The organism is Bacillus sp. FSL R12-0074 (assembly GCF_038005725.1).
In the GTDB taxonomy this organism is placed as follows: Bacteria; Bacillota; Bacilli; order Bacillales; family Bacillaceae_G; genus Bacillus_A; species Bacillus_A mycoides.
In genome coordinates, this window is the sequence record NZ_JBBOTR010000001.1 from 3,909,324 (window position 1) to 3,927,431 (window position 18,108).

23 protein-coding genes are annotated in these 18,108 nt (G+C 36.4%); 8 read left to right on the forward strand and 15 right to left on the reverse strand.

The window, feature by feature from the left end:
- Positions 1-7 precede the first annotated feature (7 nt).
- Together NSS97_RS20155 and typA are read right to left on the reverse strand one after the other, a co-directional pair.
- A complete protein-coding gene (locus NSS97_RS20155; RefSeq protein ID WP_000893662.1) occupies positions 8-310 on the reverse strand; it encodes a YlaH-like family protein in 303 nt (100 codons plus the stop codon).
- Positions 311-468: 158 nt separating this feature from the next.
- The gene (gene typA, locus NSS97_RS20160) at positions 469-2,313 is read right to left on the reverse strand and encodes a translational GTPase TypA (protein WP_002014867.1); all 1,845 of its coding nucleotides are present in this window, start codon (positions 2,311-2,313) and stop codon (positions 469-471) included.
- Between the two features lie 140 nt (positions 2,314-2,453).
- Here typA and NSS97_RS20165 point away from each other — a divergent pair, with 140 nt between their 5' ends.
- Positions 2,454-2,633, forward strand: a complete 180-nt coding sequence (locus NSS97_RS20165) for a DUF5325 family protein (protein WP_000400127.1) — start codon at positions 2,454-2,456, stop codon at positions 2,631-2,633.
- Positions 2,634-2,676: 43 nt separating this feature from the next.
- Here NSS97_RS20165 and NSS97_RS20170 read toward each other — a convergent pair whose 3' ends face one another.
- Together NSS97_RS20170 and NSS97_RS20175 are read right to left on the reverse strand one after the other, a co-directional pair.
- On the reverse strand, positions 2,677-3,468 hold the full coding sequence (locus tag NSS97_RS20170; protein ID WP_002033721.1) for an inositol monophosphatase family protein: 792 nt from the start codon (positions 3,466-3,468) through the stop codon (positions 2,677-2,679).
- 88 nt (positions 3,469-3,556) lie between these two features.
- Positions 3,557-3,745, reverse strand: a complete 189-nt coding sequence (locus tag NSS97_RS20175) for a hypothetical protein (RefSeq protein ID WP_002121995.1) — start codon at positions 3,743-3,745, stop codon at positions 3,557-3,559.
- A gap of 207 nt (positions 3,746-3,952) precedes the next feature.
- Here NSS97_RS20175 and NSS97_RS20180 point away from each other — a divergent pair, with 207 nt between their 5' ends.
- On the forward strand, positions 3,953-4,579 hold the full coding sequence (locus NSS97_RS20180) for a YktB family protein (RefSeq protein ID WP_002014864.1): 627 nt from the start codon (positions 3,953-3,955) through the stop codon (positions 4,577-4,579).
- Between the two features lie 80 nt (positions 4,580-4,659).
- Here the strand turns inward: NSS97_RS20180 and NSS97_RS20185 are convergent, their stop codons facing one another.
- Positions 4,660-4,929, reverse strand: a complete 270-nt coding sequence (locus NSS97_RS20185) for a UPF0223 family protein (protein ID WP_002014862.1) — start codon at positions 4,927-4,929, stop codon at positions 4,660-4,662.
- Between the two features lie 383 nt (positions 4,930-5,312).
- Here NSS97_RS20185 and speA point away from each other — a divergent pair, with 383 nt between their 5' ends.
- Positions 5,313-6,785, forward strand: coding sequence for an arginine decarboxylase (speA, locus tag NSS97_RS20190; RefSeq protein ID WP_002128878.1), 1,473 nt, complete (start codon positions 5,313-5,315; stop codon positions 6,783-6,785).
- 618 nt (positions 6,786-7,403) lie between these two features.
- Complete coding sequence (locus NSS97_RS20195) at positions 7,404-8,234, forward strand: protein-glutamine gamma-glutamyltransferase (protein WP_078175401.1); 831 nt, start codon at positions 7,404-7,406, stop codon at positions 8,232-8,234.
- Positions 8,235-8,271: 37 nt separating this feature from the next.
- Here the strand turns inward: NSS97_RS20195 and NSS97_RS20200 are convergent, their stop codons facing one another.
- The 4 genes from NSS97_RS20200 to NSS97_RS20215 all read right to left on the reverse strand — a co-directional run bounded on the left by NSS97_RS20200 (position 8,272) and on the right by NSS97_RS20215 (position 9,253).
- Positions 8,272-8,400: a GapA-binding peptide SR1P gene (locus NSS97_RS20200; RefSeq protein ID WP_002111497.1), complete on the reverse strand. Its 129-nt coding sequence runs from the start codon at positions 8,398-8,400 to the stop codon at positions 8,272-8,274.
- A 44-nt stretch (positions 8,401-8,444) separates the two neighbouring features.
- Entirely contained in the window at positions 8,445-8,573 is a 129-nt protein-coding gene (locus NSS97_RS20205; RefSeq protein WP_002033839.1) for a GapA-binding peptide SR1P, read from the reverse strand.
- A 59-nt stretch (positions 8,574-8,632) separates the two neighbouring features.
- Positions 8,633-8,761 carry a GapA-binding peptide SR1P gene (locus NSS97_RS20210; RefSeq protein WP_000536778.1) on the reverse strand — a complete coding sequence of 43 codons (129 nt, stop codon included), beginning with the start codon at positions 8,759-8,761 and terminating at the stop codon, positions 8,633-8,635.
- 195 nt (positions 8,762-8,956) lie between these two features.
- Complete coding sequence (locus NSS97_RS20215) at positions 8,957-9,253, reverse strand: DUF3055 domain-containing protein (protein WP_000462037.1); 297 nt, start codon at positions 9,251-9,253, stop codon at positions 8,957-8,959.
- A 134-nt stretch (positions 9,254-9,387) separates the two neighbouring features.
- Here NSS97_RS20215 and NSS97_RS20220 point away from each other — a divergent pair, with 134 nt between their 5' ends.
- Positions 9,388-9,780: a DUF1885 family protein gene (locus tag NSS97_RS20220; RefSeq protein WP_002014853.1), complete on the forward strand. Its 393-nt coding sequence runs from the start codon at positions 9,388-9,390 to the stop codon at positions 9,778-9,780.
- A gap of 1 nt (position 9,781) precedes the next feature.
- Here the strand turns inward: NSS97_RS20220 and NSS97_RS20225 are convergent, their stop codons facing one another.
- The 5 genes from NSS97_RS20225 to pdhA form a co-directional block, all read right to left on the reverse strand.
- Positions 9,782-10,009, reverse strand: coding sequence for a hypothetical protein (locus tag NSS97_RS20225; protein WP_002088334.1), 228 nt, complete (start codon positions 10,007-10,009; stop codon positions 9,782-9,784).
- 212 nt (positions 10,010-10,221) lie between these two features.
- Positions 10,222-11,634 (reverse strand): dihydrolipoyl dehydrogenase, encoded by a 1,413-nt coding sequence (gene lpdA / locus NSS97_RS20230; RefSeq protein ID WP_002014851.1) that lies wholly within the window; start codon positions 11,632-11,634, stop codon positions 10,222-10,224.
- 5 nt (positions 11,635-11,639) lie between these two features.
- On the reverse strand, positions 11,640-12,932 hold the full coding sequence (gene pdhC / locus NSS97_RS20235; protein WP_002033838.1) for a pyruvate dehydrogenase complex dihydrolipoyllysine-residue acetyltransferase: 1,293 nt from the start codon (positions 12,930-12,932) through the stop codon (positions 11,640-11,642).
- A 93-nt stretch (positions 12,933-13,025) separates the two neighbouring features.
- Positions 13,026-14,003: a pyruvate dehydrogenase complex E1 component subunit beta gene (gene pdhB, locus NSS97_RS20240; RefSeq protein ID WP_000068162.1), complete on the reverse strand. Its 978-nt coding sequence runs from the start codon at positions 14,001-14,003 to the stop codon at positions 13,026-13,028.
- A gap of 3 nt (positions 14,004-14,006) precedes the next feature.
- Positions 14,007-15,122 (reverse strand): pyruvate dehydrogenase E1 component subunit alpha, encoded by a 1,116-nt coding sequence (pdhA, locus tag NSS97_RS20245; RefSeq protein WP_000536893.1) that lies wholly within the window; start codon positions 15,120-15,122, stop codon positions 14,007-14,009.
- A gap of 513 nt (positions 15,123-15,635) precedes the next feature.
- Here pdhA and NSS97_RS20250 point away from each other — a divergent pair.
- Positions 15,636-15,785, forward strand: coding sequence for a YjcZ family sporulation protein (locus NSS97_RS20250; protein WP_002014847.1), 150 nt, complete (start codon positions 15,636-15,638; stop codon positions 15,783-15,785).
- 167 nt (positions 15,786-15,952) lie between these two features.
- A complete protein-coding gene (gene def / locus NSS97_RS20255; RefSeq protein ID WP_002014846.1) occupies positions 15,953-16,507 on the forward strand; it encodes a peptide deformylase in 555 nt (184 codons plus the stop codon).
- Positions 16,508-16,569: 62 nt separating this feature from the next.
- On the opposite strand, the gene NSS97_RS20260 is transcribed toward def, so the two are convergent.
- Positions 16,570-17,343: a Cof-type HAD-IIB family hydrolase gene (locus NSS97_RS20260; RefSeq protein WP_002033835.1), complete on the reverse strand. Its 774-nt coding sequence runs from the start codon at positions 17,341-17,343 to the stop codon at positions 16,570-16,572.
- 548 nt (positions 17,344-17,891) lie between these two features.
- On the opposite strand from NSS97_RS20260, the gene NSS97_RS20265 reads away from it, so the two are divergent.
- Positions 17,892-18,104 carry a DNA-dependent RNA polymerase subunit epsilon gene (locus NSS97_RS20265; RefSeq protein ID WP_000576436.1) on the forward strand — a complete coding sequence of 71 codons (213 nt, stop codon included), beginning with the start codon at positions 17,892-17,894 and terminating at the stop codon, positions 18,102-18,104.
- The last annotated feature ends 4 nt before the right edge of the window (positions 18,105-18,108 follow it).

An 18,108-nucleotide genomic window follows, 5' to 3' on the forward strand; every position in this document is an offset into this window, starting at 1 on the left:
CCCCTTTTCACCCTGCTTTTTGTTGTTTCGCTTGACGTAAACGTAATCTATAAATTCCAAGTACAATCGCCGCTACAACGAGCCCCTCTCCAACTGGTAAAAAAACTGCAAAGAAAGTTAATACCGTGCATCCAATTGCTAAAGATATGTATATTACTATATTTTTTAGCACTGATAGCTTCCTTGCAAATCCTAAATTATATACAAGTGCACTCAATATAATAATTGTTCCATAAAGTAACCACATCCCTAGTTCTGGATTTTCATCAACTTTGCACAATTTCGCGAAAAATGACATTCTTTCTAACACTATCTTTCCTCCCTTCTCATAAAAACAAATTTTCTTTATGTACTTAATACAAGAGTAACTCGCAAAAAAAATACTGTCCACAAAAAAGAATAAATATTCTAAAAATAAACAAAATAAAAAAACAACTACCTTTTATAAAGGTAGTTGTTTTTTTATTTTTACGCTTCTACAGATTTCTTTTTCTTAGCAGCTCTTTCGCGCTCACTCTTATCAAGAATCTTTTTACGTAGACGAATTGATTCTGGAGTTACTTCACAGAACTCATCATCGTTTAAGTACTCTAATGACTCTTCTAAAGTCATTAAGCGTGGTTTTTTCATTGTTGAAGTTTGATCTTTCGTTGCAGAACGAATGTTCGTTTGTTGTTTCATTTTTACAACGTTAACTGTTAAATCATTCTCACGTGTATGTTCTCCAACGATCATACCAGCATATACTTCTGTACCTGGTTCAACGAAGATTACACCACGGTCTTCAACTTGCATAATACCGTATTGTGATGCTTTTCCTGCTTCAAGTGAAACTAGAACACCTTGACGACGTCCACCCACTTGTCCAGCATGTACTGGTTGGTAGCAATCAAATGTGTGGTTTAAAATACCATAACCACGAGTTAATGTTAGGAATTCTGTTGTGTAACCAATTAACCCACGTGCTGGAACCATGAAAGTAAGGCGAACTTGACCGTTTCCGTTATTCACCATATCTAACATTTCACCTTTACGTGCGCCCATTGATTCCATAATAGAACCAGTGTATTCTTCAGGAACATCGATTTGTACGCGCTCTACAGGCTCACTTCTTACGCCATCGACATCTTTAATAATTACTTCAGGCTTAGATACTTGTAGTTCATAACCTTCACGACGCATGTTTTCAATTAAGATAGATAAATGTAACTCTCCGCGTCCAGATACGATCCATGCATCAGGAGAATCTGTATTATCTACACGTAAACTTACATCTGTCTCTAATTGTGAACGAAGACGCTCTTCAATTTTACGAGAAGTAATGAATTTACCTTCACGACCTGCAAATGGGCTGTTATTTACAAGGAATGTCATTTGTAATGTTGGCTCATCAATACGTAATAATGGTAAAGCCTCTTCATGCTCAACCGGACATACCGTTTCACCTACGTTAATGTCTTCCATACCTGAAACAGCTACTAAATCCCCAGCTTTTGCTTCTTCAATTTCTTGACGTTTTAATCCAATGTAACCAAATAATTTAGTTACACGGAATTGTTTTACACTTCCGTCAACTTTCATTAATGCAACTTGTTGTCCTACTTTCATTGTACCGCGGAATACGCGTCCAACCCCAATACGACCAACATAGTCATTGTAATCAAGAAGTGCTACTTGGAATTGAAGTGGCTCTTCGCTGTTATCAATTGGTGCTGGAATATGTTCAATGATTGTGTCAAACAATGATTTCATATTCTCTTCTTGATTTGCTGGATTTGAATCTAAGCTTGCTGTTCCGTTCATTGCTGATGCAAATACAACTGGGAACTCTAATTGATCTTCGTTTGCACCAAGTTCGATGAATAAGTCAACTACTTCATCAACTACTTCATCAGGGCGAGCGAAGTCACGGTCAATTTTGTTTACAACAACGATTGGAGTTAAGTTTTGCTCAAGAGCTTTCTTTAAAACAAATCGTGTTTGTGGCATACAACCTTCATATGCATCAACTACAAGTAGAACACCATCAACCATTTTCATGATACGTTCTACTTCTCCACCGAAGTCAGCGTGACCAGGTGTATCTAAAATGTTAATTCTTTTATCTTCATAGTGAATCGCAGTATTCTTCGCTAAAATTGTAATACCACGTTCTCTTTCTAGATCATTTGAGTCCATTGCGCGTTCTTCAATATGTTCATTCGCACGGAACGTCCCCGCTTGACGTAATAACTGGTCAACAAGTGTTGTTTTACCATGGTCAACGTGGGCAATAATTGCTATATTTCGTAAATCTTGTCGTTTTTTCAACATGTCCAACTCCTAATGTCTTTTTAATCCTTCTCTATTATAAGAGCGAAGGGGATACAATGGCAATCAAAATAAAATCAAGAATGAAAATATAGTTGTATTCTTACTTTTGTGAAAGTAAAATAAGATTGGAGGGTGAAGAAATGGAACACATTCAATATCGCTTTTTATTAACAGCAATTATCGGTGTTATCTTCTTAATTGGTATCGGAATTATGATTGCTGAAAATAGTCCCATCGGCATTATTATTTGCATTATCGGCACATTTGTTACAGTTGGATACGGTTTTGTAACAAAAAGAAAAATGCGTAAATCGCAATAACATTAAAAAGTAAGAAGCTTCTTTATGCCTCTTACTTTTTTCATTATTGCGATACAAATGGTAATAATTCTTCGTATACTCCTGGTTTTGCAACTAACACACTGCTTTTCTCTACAATAGAAAGAGGCGTTCCCAAGAACGTTGTCACTTTACCGCCAACTTCCTCTACAATAATCTGTCCCCCGCCAAAGTCCCATGGCGATAAGCGCGGTGTTACATATGCGTCTAATCTTCCCGTGGCAACATATACCATTTCTAACGCTGCACAACCATATGACCTCGTACCTCTCGCCTTCTTAACGAGCATCATCATTTTTTCCATATTAAGCAATGGATTATCAGTAAGCCATATCGCATTCAAAGCTATAACTCCATGCTCTACCGTTCCTTTTTCCAACATGGGAATAGCTAAATCATTGCAAAAAGCCCCTTCTCCCTTTACCGCATGATATAGTTCGTCATGAACTGGATCATAAATAAGACCAATCTTTCCGATACCGTTCTCATAAATCCCGATTGAGATTGCGAAATTTCTTTTTTGATGAACAAAGTTCATCGTGCCATCAATTGGATCAATTAACCAAACAACCCCATTAGAAGAGGTAATCTCATCTCCATAGCCTTCTTCTCCTAAAATATTATGAGCCGGGAATGTTTCTTTAATTTTCCCAATTAAAAACTGCTCCGTTTCTCGGTCCATATTTGTTACTAGATCAGCTGCATTTGACTTTGTTTCTATAATAAGTGTTTTTTTCAGTGACGCCATTAATTGTTCTCCGGCTTCTCGAATCCACTGTTTCGCGTGTGTATCGATGTCTTTCCATACTTCTTGCATGTTTAAACACTCCGATCTATACTGTTCACAGAAAAAACGAACCCTTTATAAGGTTCGCACCAACTAATTATTTATACATATACTATTATTACGCTTCTAAACGGATCATTTCAAGTCTTAACACTTCTAATTTTTGTACGCACTCTTCTTTTTTCTGTTTGTCGTTATCCATCATCGCATCATATAAAGTTGCTAATTCATAATCTAGCTCCAAACGTAGCACCGGAATTCTCTTTTCAGCATCTGTTCTCTTTAACGCATTAATCACCTGTCTCATTTTTTTTGCCTCCTCCCAATATTCGTCTGCCCTCGGACTAGAATTGATTCAATTTTCTGATTTTTTGTTTTATACTATACTATGTTGGATAAATCATCTATGCAACAAAATTATATTTTTTTATTTAAATTTTTTTGTGATGTTTTTTTTTATGAATAGTACAAGCTATGCTAAAATTAAAACAAAATAGGAGTTGGAGGAACAATCATGACACTACAAACATTCACATCAACTGATTTTGAAGTCTTTACTGTTGATGGTCTTGAAGAACGAATGAGCGCAATTAAAACGAATATTCATCCTAAGCTAGAAGCTTTAGGGGAACAATTTGCAGAATATTTATCACAACAAACTGATGAAAACTTTTTCTACCATGTAGCAAAACATGCACGCCGCAAAGTCAATCCACCAAACGATACTTGGGTTGCTTTTTCAACAAATAAACGTGGATATAAAATGTTACCACACTTTCAAATTGGTTTATGGGGTACTCACGCCTTCATATACTTTGGTTTAATCTATGAGTGTCCACAAAAAGTGGAGACGGCTCACGCCTTCTTAGAACATTTAAATGATTTAAAAACAAATATTCCAAATGACTTCGTTTGGTCCATTGACCATACTAAACCAGGTGTAAAACTACATAAAACGCTTGAAACGGAAGACTTACAAAAGATGATTGAACGTTTAGCTACTGTGAAAAAAGCAGAGTTATTAGTCGGTATTCATATATCACCAGAGGAGTTTTCAGCAATGACCAACGAACAATTCCTTGCTAAGATTGAATCTACGATGCAACCACTCCTTCCTTTATATGCACTTTGTAATCGATAGTAGAAAACGGACAATTTATATTGTCCGTTTTTAGTTGTTATCACATTATAGCACTTCGTATTTTAATTTTCAAAATATTTTTACATTTTTACAATCTTTTTTTCCGCTACTTCTTTTGCTCTTTGAATCGTACGATATATAGAATATCCACTTACTTCTTGAAATTCTTTATCAATTTTTTTCTCCGCTGCCTTCGATGGCACAATCTCTTTAAAACGACGATATAATTCCATCAAATCTTCTCTCAAAACTCCTTTTTCATATACCTTTTCAATCGCTTCATAAAACTTTACAACTGCTACCATTTCTTCATTTGACCAATTGTAATCAAGTGGATATTGATATTCCATTTTTGCACCTCATTCAGTATTCTTTCTTTTTCCATTATGCTACCTTTAAGACAACCTTTTATTCTTCACTATAGCCACTCTGCATTATACACCATTTATCCATTTCAATGGAATTGTCTTCCTCTTTGCAGTATTTAAAATATAACTATTAAATATACTCACCTTGAAAAGGCGATTTTTCTATACATCTATAATTATTGGTGATATAATGCTTTTGTTTTATAGAGAATAAAGTGAGACTACCATCCCCAAAAAGGCTTTTGCGAATGGCAGAAAAACAAGTCAAGTTCTAAAAGTTTGTCATCTTAATTTCCTTTTAGAATGAGATGAAATCATATAAAACAAACTCTAATAAATATTACGAAGAAGAAGGGGTGTATAGATTGTCCCAATACGAAACACCATTGTTTACCGCTTTAGTTGAGCACAGTAAGCGAAATCCAGTTCAATTCCATATTCCTGGTCATAAAAAAGGACAGGGCATGGATCCTACATTTCGCGAATTTATTGGGCATAATGCATTAGCAATTGATTTAATTAATATTGCGCCGCTCGATGATTTACATCATCCAAAAGGTATGATTAAAGAAGCACAGGATTTAGCAGCCGCTGCTTTCGGTGCAGATCATACGTTCTTTTCTATTCAAGGTACAAGTGGTGCAATTATGACAATGGTGATGAGCGTGTGCGGTCCTGGGGATAAAATCCTCGTGCCACGGAATGTGCATAAATCAGTAATGTCAGCTATTATTTTCTCAGGTGCAAAACCAATTTTCATGCATCCTGAGATTGATCCGAAGCTCGGTATTTCACATGGGATCACAATTCAATCTGTCAAAAAGGCTCTTGAAGAGCACTCAGATGCGAAAGGCTTACTTGTTATAAATCCAACATATTTTGGGTTTGCTGCAGATTTAGAGCAGATTGTAGAATTAGCTCATTCTTACGATATTCCTGTACTTGTTGATGAGGCTCACGGTGTTCATATCCATTTTCATGATGAACTACCAATATCAGCTATGCAAGCAGGTGCAGATATGGCAGCAACAAGTGTTCACAAATTAGGTGGGTCTTTAACCCAAAGCTCTATTCTTAATGTAAAAGAAGGTCTTGTGAACGTAAAGCATGTCCAATCCATTATTAGCATGCTTACGACTACATCAACTTCTTACATTTTGTTAGCATCCCTTGATGTTGCTAGAAAACGTCTTGCTACAGAAGGAACAGCTCTCATAGAACAAACAATACAATTAGCTGAGCATGTTCGTGATGCTATTAATGCTATTGAGCATCTTTATTGTCCCGGAAAAGAAATGCTAGGAACAGATGCTACTTTTAACTATGATCCTACAAAGATAATTGTATCTGTAAAAGATTTAGGTATTACAGGCCATCAGGCTGAAGTATGGCTTAGAGAACATTACAACATTGAAGTAGAACTCTCTGATTTATATAACATACTTTGTCTTATCACATTTGGAGATACAGAAAGTGAAACAGATACACTTATTACAGCATTACAAGATTTAGCAGCAACATATAGAAATAGAGCAGACAAAGGTGTTCAAGTACAAGTAGAAATACCAGAAATACCTGTGCTAGCACTTTCTCCTAGAGATGCTTTTTATTCAGAAACAGAAGTCATTCCATTTGAAAACGCAGCAGGTCGTATTATAGCTGATTTTGTTATGGTTTATCCGCCAGGGATTCCAATCTTTACTCCGGGGGAAATTATTACACAAGATAACTTAGAGTATATTCTTAAAAATTTAGAAGCTGGGTTACCTGTACAAGGTCCTGAAGATATGACATTACAAACATTACGTGTTATTAAAGAGTACAAGCCTATCAGTTGATAGGCTTTTCTTTCACCTTTTTTGTCTTTTTTTCATACGATACTAAAGAATTTGACATTCCCACCCTAATGGGGCAAGCTAACTAACCTCAGTGGGATTTTTGCTACCTAAGGCGAAGTCCATTTCTGGTATCGCTGACGTGCAAGATTGCGGTGTGCCATCACCACTCTCACAACAAATCGTATAGGTTCGTGAGCTACGGTACTATACCATACCGTACAGATTCGTGTTCAGGTGTTTTAGCGTCTTGTTCTTGACGACACATATCATTTTACCGATAGCTTGAATTCGGCTATCGAACTCCCTATGCTATCTTTTTTCAAAGAACACATTGGCGTTTTAAAGACTTGTACTTGTCTGTAGTTAAAGTCTACCAAAATATAAAGTGAAACTTTAATCAGTGGGGTTTTGTTCATCCCCACTGATTATTAGCCTTCACCAATCGGACGTTTACGGACAGCAGGGCTCCAGCCGAATTTTGAGGTGGAATTCTTACTGCCCGCAAATAGCGGGATAAATGTTTTTCTATGAAAAAGCGATACTTTCATCCTATGTCTAAAGTCCAATATAGGCTTTCCCGTATCGCGAAATCTGTAACGTATAGGTGGGGATACCATTATGATTGTGATAGGCCGTTCTATTGTACACCCTTATATCACAAATGAATATGAGCCATTTGCAGCTGAAAAACAACAGATTTTATCCATAATGGCGGGAAATCAAGAAGTTTATTCCTTCCGAACAGCCGATGAACTCAGCTTTGATCTTAATTTACGAGTTAATATTATTACTTCCGCGCTAGAACTTTTTCAAAGTGGATTTCAGTTTCGTACGTTTCAACAATCTTTTTGCAACCCTCAGTTTTGGGAAAGAACATCACTTGGCGGATTTCAACTACTCCCAAACATAGCCCCTTCCATTGCCATCCAAGATATTTTTAAAAACGGAAAACTATATGGAACTGAATGTGCCACCGCAATGATTATCATTTTTTACAAAGCATTACTATCATTATATGAGGAAAAAACTTTCAACCGTCTATTCGCAAACCTCTTACTTTATACATGGGACTACGATCGCGACTTAAAGCTCATAACAAAAACGAGTGGCGATATCGTTCCAGGTGACCTCGTTTACTTTAAAAATCCACAAGTTAATCCAGTTACGATTGAGTGGCAAGGAGAAAATACAATCTATCTAGGAAACTTCTTTTTTTACGGACATGGCGTAGGCGTAAAAACGAAAGAGGAAATTATTTATTCATTAAATGAACGAAGGATTCCTTATGCTTTTATTTCAGCTTATTTAACCGATTTTATTACTCGTATTGATAGCCGTATGATGAGTCAATATGCCCCTCCTAACACGCCACAAACATCAATAGGATTTATTCCTATTAGAGATGATGCAATTGTTGCAACAGTCGGGCATACAACTACAATCTATTAAAAAAACGCCTACATGTGTAGGCGTTTTTTCTTAATTATTAAGCTTTTGTATGTTCTGTATGGTCACATTCGCAATGAGATCCACATTTCCCATAAAGTACTGTTGATTTTTCATCTTCAAAATGTCCGATTGTTCCTTCACAAACTTGGCATACGATTGTTCCCATTTTCATTTCCCCCTGAGTTTAAAGAATAATCTACTTATATATGATTAAGCTTTCGCATTGTCTCTACTAGCACAGTCACAATTGGAACCACATTTCCCATAAAGTACTGTCGTTTTCTCATCTTCAAAATGTCCGATTGTTCCTTCACAAACTTGGCATACGATTGTTCCCATTTTTCATTTCCCCCTAAGTTTATGGTCCTAAAAACTTTTAGCTGTCAATTTCCTATCAATTATTGGGCTTTTGTATGTTCTGTGTGATCACATCCGCAAGATCCACATTTCCCGTAAAGTACCGTTACTTTCTCATCCTCGAAGTGTGCAATTGTACCTTCACAATCTTGACATACGATTGTTCCCATTTTTCATTTCCCCCTAAGTTTATAATCCCAAAAACTTTTGTAACCGCTTAACTTTCTGTCTTTATTTTAATATGTTATACTTTTTACGTCAATAGGTTTTTAGTATAACACATTAAATATTTTAAAATTAAATTAGTATGCGATATTAACACAAAAAAACAGCCATATCTCATACGTACGACTGTTTCTTGTTAATTATTCTTCATACTCCGCATGCAAAGAAGTAGACGGAACAAGAAATTTAAAAAACTGAGCTAACTCCTCCGCCTCCTCTTCCGATCCTAACTTAAAAGTTTCCTGTATATATGGAACATTTTCTACATCATCTCTCCCAAGCAAAGTAGATCTCCCTGTTTGCATACAAACAATAAGTGGCTTTCCAAAAAACATATTTGTATAAATAACTCCAAAATCATAACGTGTATCATGCGTCATAAATCCTAAAAATCGTACCTTCACACTTTCATGCTCATCATACAATTTTTCAAACATGAGTTTCCACCTTTCTAAATAACACTTCCTACTCATTAATATATTAAACAAAAAAAGGAATACTCCTTTTAATTGTCAAAAAATTCAGTAGGATGTAGAATGATATTATTCTACTAAGCTAAGGGGGAATTTGTATGCAACACGCCTTTATCACACTTGTACCTAAATCCAATCAACAATCTGTTTCAATAGAAGATGTTAAACACCTTTTTCATAACTATAAAACCGTTACTTCCAAGACTGGTGATCAAATTAATTATGCTTATACAAATACAGCTTTTCCTTATGAAATATTAGATACATCAGCAACAACATTAAAACTCCAATCGAGTCACGATCGATATGATTCTATTTATGTTGGGATTGGAATAGAAAAGGAACAATCTTTTATTCAGGTTTCTTTGCCTACTACAGCAACATTTGGTGATAAAGGAAAAGCAAATGAATTTAGCCGTTTTCTAGCGAAGAAATTAGAAGGAGAGTTACAACTATTTAATGGAAGAACAATGTATTTCTATAAACGTTAATTTAAAAAATAGAGAATATGATTAAAAAAAGTATGCAATTTGAACACGTAAGGAATAATGCCTGCTTTCTTACGTGTAATACAAAACATGCAATCACATATGCCAAATAAAGAAATACGAAAAAGAGAATTACTTTATAATGAAACTTATCACCATTCGATAATGTTAATACAATGGAAAAACCACTCCATAATAGAAAATGATAAAATATAACATGTAATATTCTCATGGAACCTTCTCCTTTGACATGCTCTATTTTATTAATATATGGGATTAAGTTTGAATCAATTACATATTATATAACGGCATATATGCTAACGGTTCATTTAAAGTATTATATATTCATTCGACAAGTACATATAAAGACCTTGCAAGTCATTTTATGAAAATAAAAATACCCCATCTCTTTAAATAAGAGATGGGGTATTTACATTACTTAAATTATTTTACAATGTGAATTGGCATTCCAAGAGCAACTTCAGCTGCTTCCATTGTGATTTCACCTAATGTTGGGTGAGCATGGATTGTTTGAGCGATATCTTCAGCTGTCATTCCAGCTTCGATAGCTAAACCAATCTCAGAGATAATATCAGAAGCACCTGCACCTGCAACTTGTGCACCTACAAGAAGACCATCTTCTTTACGCGTTACAAGTTGTAAGAAACCGTCAGTGCTGTTTAATGATAACGCACGACCGTTTGCAGCGAATGGGAACTTAGATACAGCTACTGTCATTCCTGCTTCTTCAGCTTGTTTCTTAGTGTAACCAACAGATGCTAATTCTGGATCAGTGAAGCATACTGCAGGAATTCCGATGTAATCGATTGCTGATGCATGGCCACTAATTACTTCAACAGCTACTTTACCTTCGTAAGAAGCTTTGTGAGCTAATGGTGGTCCAGGAACGATATCACCGATTGCATAGATGTTTGAAATATTTGTACGGCATTGCTCATCAATTTCGATAATGCCACGGTCAGTCATTTTAATTCCAACTTGCTCAAGACCGATTTCTTGAGTGTTTGGACGACGACCTACAGTTACTAATACGTAATCTGCTTCTACAGTTTGGATTTCACCGTTAACTTCAAAGCTAACTTTTACGCCAGTTTCTGTTTCTTCAACGCCTTTAGCCATAGCTTTTGTATGGATATTTACGTTACCTTTTTTCTGTAGAGCACGTTTAACAACAGAGCTCATAGCTTTTTCGAAACCAGCTAAGATTTCGTCGCCAGCTTCTACTACAGTAACTTCTGTACCGAAGTTAGCATATGCAGTACCTAATTCCATACCGATGTAACCGCCGCCGATTACAACAAGTTTTTTAGGAATTTCAGGTAAGCTTAAAGCGCCTGTAGAGTTGATAACACGTTTAGAGTATTTGAATCCTGGAATTTCGATTGGTGTAGAACCAGTTGCAAGAACAGCATTTTTAAACGTATAAGTTTGTGCTGCATCTTCAGTCATTACGCGTAATGTATTAGCATCTACGAAGTAAGCTTCACCGCGAATGATTTCAACTTTGTTACCTTTAAGAAGGCCTTCAACACCGCCAGTTAATTTCTTAACTACGCCGTTTTTCCATTCTTGAACTTTTGTAAAGTCAACTTTTACGTTCTCTGCAGTGATACCCATGTCATCAGAATGCATTGCATTCTCATAACGATGACCTGCATTGATTAACGCTTTTGAAGGAATACATCCAACGTTTAAGCATACGCCACCAAGGTTAGATTTTTCAATAATCGCTACCTTTTGACCTAATTGTGCTGCACGAATTGCCGCAACGTATCCACCAGGACCTGCACCAACAACGACTGTATCTAATTCAATTGGGAAATCTCCTACTACCATTGTTATTACGCCTCCATTACTAATAATTGTGGGTCATTCAATAGACGTTTAATTTGGTTTAATGCTTTTTGAGCAGTTGCGCCGTCAATTAAACGATGGTCAAAGCTTAGAGATAATGCTAATACTGGAGCTGCAACGATTTCACCGTTTTTCACAACTGGTTTCTCAGCGATACGGCCGATACCAAGGATTGCTACTTCTGGGTGATTGATAACTGGAGTGAACCATTGTCCACCTGCAGAACCAATGTTTGTAATTGTGCAAGAAGCACCTTTCATTTCAGTTGGAGCTAAACGACCATCACGTGCTTTACCAGCAAGTTCATTGATCTCGTTAGAAATAGTAAAGATAGATTTACGATCTGTATCTTTAACAACTGGTACTAATAGACCTTTGTCTGTATCAGCTGCGATACCGATGTTGAAGTAATGTTTATGAACGATTTCTTGAGAAGCATCGTCTAAAGCAGTATTCAACATTGGGAATTCACGTAATGCAGATGTTAAAGCTTTTACAACGTATGGAAGGTAAGTTAATTTAATACCTTTGTCAGCTGCAACAGCTTTGAACTTCTTACGGTGAGCAACAAGTTCTGTTACATCTACTTCATCCATTAATGTTACGTGAGGAGCTGTATGCTTAGAGTTAACCATTGCTTTCGCAATCGCTTTACGGATACCACTCATTTTCTCACGAGTTTCTGGATATTCACCAGCTGGGATTGGTTGTGCTTTTGGTGCTTCTTCTTTCGCTGCTGCTGCTGGAGTAGCTTCTACTGCTGCTGGAGCCTCAGTTGCTGCTACAGTTTGTCCACCATTTGCAAATGCATCGATGTCAGTTTTCACAACACGGCCGTTCTTACCAGAACCAGCTACTTTATGAATATCTACACCTTTTTCACGAGCATATTTACGAACAGATGGCATAGCGATTACACGCTCATTTACTACTTCTGCAGTTGCTGCTGGAGTAGTTTCCGCTGCTGGAGCTTCTACTGCTGCTTCTTCAGCTTTTGGAGCTTCATCATGATCGTCACCTTTAAATTTAAGGTTTTCGTATCCAGGAGCATCAAATTTAATTAATGTATCTCCTACAATTGCAACTGTTCCTTCTTCTACAAGTACTTCAAGTACTTTACCTTTAACAGGAGAAGGGATTTCTACTACTGCTTTATCATTTTGTACTTCAAGAAGTACATCGTCTTCATTTACTTCATCGCCTGGTTTAATAAACCATTTTACGATTTCACCTTCGTGGATACCTTCACCGATATCTGGTAGTTTAAATTCAAATGCCACGGAATTCAGCCCCCTGATTCATTTCATTATTATGGAATATGTACAAAAGAAACCAGCATGTGCTGATTTCTTTTGCACATGAAAAACTAAAAATTAGAAGTTCATTACTTTGTTAACAGCTTCAACAATATCTTTATGGTTTGGTAACCATACGCTCTCAGCTTGAGAGAATGGGAATACTGTATCAGCAGCTGCAACACGTACAACTGGAGCTTCTAAGTTTAAGATTGCACGGTCGTTAATTTCCGCTACAACGTTAGCTGCAATACCAGCTTGTTTTTGAGCTTCTTGAACTACAACTACGCGGCCTGTTTTTTCAACAGAAGCGATGATTGTTTCGATATCTAATGGTTGAACTGTACGTAAGTCAACAACCTCTAAAGAGATACCTTCTTTTTCAAGTTCTTCAGCAGCTTTTAATGCAGCATGAACCATAGCACCATAAGCGATAACAGATACATCTGTACCTTCACGTTTGATGTCAGCTTTGCCTAAATCAATTGTGTAATCACCTTCTGGTACATCTTGACGGAATGAACGGTACAATTTCATATGCTCTAAGTAGATAACTGGATCGTTGTCACGAATCGCAGAGATTAAAAGACCTTTTGCATCGTATGGAGTAGATGGAATAACAACTTTTAGACCAGGTTGTTGTGCCACTAATCCTTCTAAGCTATCAGCATGTAGTTCAGGAGTATGAACACCACCACCGAATGGAGAACGAATTGTTACTGGAGCAGTCCAACGTCCACCAGAACGGTAACGCATACGAGCTAATTGACCAGAAACTGAATCCATTACTTCATAAATGAAACCGAAGAATTGGATTTCTGGAACTGGACGGAAGCCTTCAAGTGCAAGTCCAACTGCAAGTCCACCAATACCAGACTCTGCAAGTGGAGTATCCATTACACGATCTTCACCGAATTCAGCTTGTAAACCTTCAGTAGCACGGAATACTCCGCCGTTTACACCAACGTCTTCACCAAACACAAGTACGTTAGGATCATTTTTCATTTCAACGCGTAAAGCATCAGTGATTGCTTGAATCATTGTCATTTGAGCCATGGCTTACTTCGACTCCTTTTCTTTGTAAATTTCATATTGTTCAGCTAAGTTGTAAGGCATTTTTTCGTACATGATTTCCATTAAATCAGTAACTTTTTGTTTTGGAGCTTGGTCAGCCTTAGCAATTGCTTGTTTGATATCTTCTTTTGCTTCTTCGATAACTTTCTCTTCAACTTCTTGAGACCATAGGCCTTTGTTTTCTAAGAATGCACGGAAGCGTACGATTGGATCTTTTTGTTCCCATTCGTTTTCGATATCTTTTGTACGGTAACGAGTTGGGTCATCACCAGCCATTGTATGTGGACCATAACGGAATGTTAAAGTCTCGATTAAAGTAGGACCTTCGCCATTTACTGCGCGCTCACGAGCGAAAGCAGTTGCTGCGTATACAGCTAATGGATCCATACCGTCTACTTGAATTCCGTAAATACCTGCTGCTACTGCTTTTTGTGCTACAGTTTTAGCTGCAGATTGCTTTTCTACTGGAGTAGAGATTGCATAACGGTTGTTTTGTACAACGAAGATTGCTGGAGCTTTGAATGCACCCGCAAAGTTCATACCTTCGTAGAAGTCACCTTGTGAAGCACCACCGTCACCAGTGTAAGTAATTGCAACAGATTTTTTACCACGTAATTTCATACCTAACGCAACACCAGCAGTTTGGATGATTTGCGCACCGATAATGATTTGTGGAGCAAGTGCATTTACATTCTCAGGCATTTGGTTACCCATGAAATGTCCACGAGAGAATAAGAATGCTTGGTATAATGGTAGACCGTGCCACACTAATTGTGGAACGTCACGATATCCTGGTAAGATGAAATCTTCTGCTTCAAGTGCGAAATGACTTGCTAATTGAGAAGCCTCTTGTCCAGCAGTTGGTGCGTAGAAACCTAAACGTCCTTGACGGTTTAAAGAAATAGAACGTTGATCTAGTACGCGAGTATACACCATACGGCGCATTAATTCTTTTAATTGATCATCAGATAATTCAGGCATAGCTGCTTCATTCACAACTTCGCCTTTTTCATTTAAAATTTGTAATGTTTCAAATTGAGCTGCGATAGCTTTCATTTGCTCATCAACATTAAATAGGGTCTTTTTTGTTTTAGTACCCATTCCGTTCACCTCTTCCTCTCTTGAACCATATTCTGAAACGCTTTCACTATCTATTAGCTAGACTGAAAGCGCAACAATGTAAACCAACAAATTTGTTTGTCGGTTGAGAATAATTTTGTGTACCTAACAATCTGTACTAATGTTTTTTCAAAAACATATTAATACAATCTTGATCACGTTTTTTAGTTTACAACTATTCTAATTACGATGTCAATTACTTTGAATACGTTTTTTTATAAATAATATGCCGGTTTCCTCTACACAAACGTGTTTTTATTTTTCACATCTGTATTAGTAAGCAATAACCTGCTGTTATATTATTCCCTTTTTAACTTATTTTTTCTCTTAGAATAATATGTAAACGATTTAATTCTCCTTAGTTTTTCTCTCTTCTCAAGAAAATTATACAAACACTTCTTCCTTTTATAGGTAAATACCTATACATTTCTGATCATTCCTCCATACATTATAGTAACCGCAGTATTAGCGGGAAATGATAAAGGAGGTCATCTCATGTACGGATACTCATATTGCTATCCAACAACTTGTTCATATCCTTCCTACGGTTATGGCGGTTCTTGTGGCGGATCTGGAAGCGGCTTCGCCTTAATCGTTGTGTTGTTTATCCTTTTAATTATCGTTGGTGCTGCTTGCATTCGCTAATTAATGTAAAATGAAACAACTATGGAAAGAAACAGACGGCTTTGCCGTCTTTTCTTTTTATTACATAACTTATCTGTAGAAGATTTGTTTCCAAGTAGCTCTTCCTTACTTGCCGATGACTTTTTTTATCTCCTTTGGTAGACTAAAGGAGAAAGGAGAGATTACATATGCTTACAATGAATGAGGTAATTCGTGAAGGAAATCCTATTTTGCGCGACGTCGCAGAAGAGGTCTCCTTACCTGCTAGCGAGGAAGATACAAATACTCTTAAAGAAATGATTGAATTTGTAATAAATAGCCAGGACCCTGAAATGGCTGAAAAATATAATTTACGCCCCGGAATCGGATTAGCGGCTCCGCAAATCGGTATTTCAAAGAAAATGATTGCGGTTCATGTAACTGATACGAACGATACGTTATATAGCTACGCGTTATTTAACCCAAAAATCATTAGTCATTCTGTTGAACGTACATATTTACAAAATGGTGAAGGCTGTCTATCTGTAGACCGTGAAGTACCTGGTTATGTCCCTCGTTACACGAGAATTACAGTAAAGGCAACAACGATTAACGGTGAAGACGTAAAACTGCGATTAAAAGGTTTACCAGCAATTGTATTCCAACATGAAATCGACCATTTAAACGGTGTTATGTTCTATGACCATATTAATAAAGACAATCCATTTGTGGCTCCCGATGATTCAAAACCTCTCGAGCGATAATAGTAAAAAGGCGGAAGTTAACCTTCCGCCTTTTTATTATATGAAATGGGTTCCACACTTACTTATAACAAGCCAGCCCACTTTAATCCGTGATAAATACCGTCTTCATTAACATCTTTTGTCACATAATTAGCAAGTTTTTTCAAATCCTCATGACCATTCCCCATCACAATGCCCGTTCCTACTGCTTCAATCATTTCTAAATCATTTAATCCGTCCCCAAATGCATATACTTGTTCACGATTAAATCCTATTTTCTCAATAAACTTCTCAATCCCTTTTGCCTTAGAACCACCATTAGGGATAATATCCATTGAATATGCATGCCAGCGTATAAAATGAAAATCTGGATAATGATGAATAAACTTTTCTTCTTCGTTTACTTCACAAAAAAGAAGCGTTTGATAAATATCGCGTTTCTCATAAAAATCAGGTTCATATGCCGGATGATCGAATTGTAAGCTTCCAAAACCTTCTTTTACATAATCATGATATTCCACTGACGCTCTCATTTCTTGATGGTCAAGATATACAAGTGGATATCCTTCTTGTTTTGCAAACTGAGTAAACTTATGTAGAGCATCAGGATGTAATGGATTATTAAATAATACCTCATCCTCAAATACAACATACTGCCCGTTAAAACTAACATAATTATGTATATTGAGTTCCTCACGAATATCTTCAAACATAAATGGCGCACGCCCTGTCGCAATCGCTACATGCACACCTTTTTCTTGTAAATCTCTTACTGCATCTCTTGTAGATTGCGGAATTTTCTTATCATGATCTAATAATGTTCCATCAATATCAAAAAAGACAATTTTATCATTCATTTGTCAAAATCCTTTCTGGCACTCTATATTCCTATTTTGATTATCACTTTTCAAATTTCAAAAAAAAGTATAACATATTAAACATCTGTGAAGAAAGCGTTCACTTTCTGACCTTATTTATGAAATGTGCATATACTATTAGTGAAAAAATGTGGATACTTGTTCGGATGAATTTTCTTTTCTATTCTTCCTCATACTATATCTATAACTAACGGCTACTAATCGTTACTACAAGATAACTTACACTATACTAAAAAGAACAAGATTCACTATTCACTTCTAATCTTCTTTCTTGTATGGGAGACAGAGTTATCATTAGTAATATGCATGTTTTAAATAAGGAAAGGAAGGAGTAATCATGCTGAAGAAGCTGAAGAAAAAGCTCAAGCGTTATTTAAACGATTTAGTCCGTAAGAAGACAATCGCTTAAATTGTGCCCATTTCGGGCTTTTTCTTCATTCTCATTCGAAAAAACATGAAAATCGTGACTGTTTGCTTTATAATAAGTAACAGATAATGCAAAACATAGACAAGGAGAGGTTTTCCCAATGATTTTTAAAGTATTTTATCAAGAAAAATTAACTGAGGTCCCAGTACGTGAAAATACAAAAGTTTTATATTTAGAGGCTACGTCTCAAAAGGATGTTCGTAAAAAATTAAATAAGTTCGCATATAATATCGAGTTCGTTCAGTCTGTTACTGGTGCTCATCTTGAATATGAAAAACAAAACGCTGATTTAATATTAGCGGAGATCGTATAGTCAT